The organism is Phytoactinopolyspora endophytica (assembly GCF_004138495.1).
Taxonomy (GTDB): domain Bacteria; phylum Actinomycetota; class Actinomycetes; order Jiangellales; family Jiangellaceae; genus Phytoactinopolyspora; species Phytoactinopolyspora endophytica.
This window is the reverse complement of sequence record NZ_ML142868.1, coordinates 56,855-57,155: the sequence shown is the minus strand read 5'-3', so window position 1 is coordinate 57,155 and position 301 is coordinate 56,855. Positions and strand designations below refer to the sequence as shown.

The 301-nt window shown below is 73.1% G+C and carries 1 protein-coding gene; it reads left to right on the top strand.

Features of this window, described 5'->3' with window-relative positions; translation table 11 throughout:
* A partial coding sequence (locus ELR45_RS28560; protein ID WP_165368187.1) for a DUF222 domain-containing protein occupies positions 1–301 on the top strand: 301 nt, incomplete at both ends.

Below are 301 nucleotides of genomic sequence, written 5' to 3'. Positions count from 1 at the left end.
ACGCGCCGCGCTACGCGGGATGGGCGCGGCCGTGGACAACAAACGCGCGAAGAAACGCGCCGAGAAACGCGACCAGGGCCGCTGGCTGGATGTCGCCGCCACCTTCGAAGGCGCGGTGTCCATCGATGGTGTCCTCGGCGCCGAGGACGGCGCGATCGTGCAGACCGCGATCGACGCCCTGGCCACACCGTCAGGCCCCGACGACACCCGCAGCGCCGCCCAGCGCCGCGCGGACGCACTCGTCGAGCTGTGCCGCCGGCAGCTGAACTCTGCCTCGCTGCCGACACACGGCGGCGAGCCG